Raw genomic sequence first — 574 nt, 5'->3', positions numbered from 1 at the left:
ACCAGACAGCAAATCCGGCAGCCAGGAGAAGCCCACCAAAAAACAGCATGTGAGCTACGTAAGCGTAGAAGAATAACGGCGATTGGTCTTGGTGAATGATCGTAATTTGGTACCTGCTGATGTAAAAAAAGCCCCGCATGAGTGCGCCACCACCCAGGAACAAGAACCCGGAACCGAGAAGCAACAAGAGAGCCGAGGTAATAGCGATCTTTATAGTGTTTTGCATTGCAAACTGTGGCGGTCTAACGTAGAGATGGCCGGACCACAAACATGAGCGCAGAAGCCGCGGCTCGCTGTCGTGAGTCCGTGTCGATTGACAAGTTAAAGTGCATTCTTGTCCTCCCGGCGCGTTACGGCTGTAGCCGCTTTTTGGACTCTACACCTCCGCGAGCAACGCGAACGAAGCCATACACAATTGCCGCCCCAACTAATCCGGCAAGAGTCGCATATGCCCCTTCGTTCCCTCGATGTCTTGGGAACGGTGGACCAATTTCAAGACTGGTCCCCTCGAACACGACCTTCAGAAGTAGTCCGAAAAAAGGTGACGCCCAGAACAAGCCGATAAGAACAATGG

At 52.3% G+C, this 574-nt stretch carries 2 protein-coding genes; both read right to left on the bottom strand.

Annotation, left to right across the window (positions count from 1 at the left end):
- Window positions 1–226, bottom strand: a 226-nt coding sequence (locus tag AC1D0Z_RS23865) for a hypothetical protein (protein WP_477660583.1), incomplete at its 3' end; no start/stop codon positions are given.
- Between the two features lie 124 nt (window positions 227–350).
- Window positions 351–574 (bottom strand): hypothetical protein (locus AC1D0Z_RS23860; protein ID WP_477660582.1); only part of this gene is annotated, 224 nt, incomplete at its 5' end.

Source organism: Polaromonas sp. P1_E3, assembly GCF_056405935.1.
Note: the sequence above shows the minus strand (reverse complement) of the source record. Positions and strands in the feature narration are given on the sequence as shown.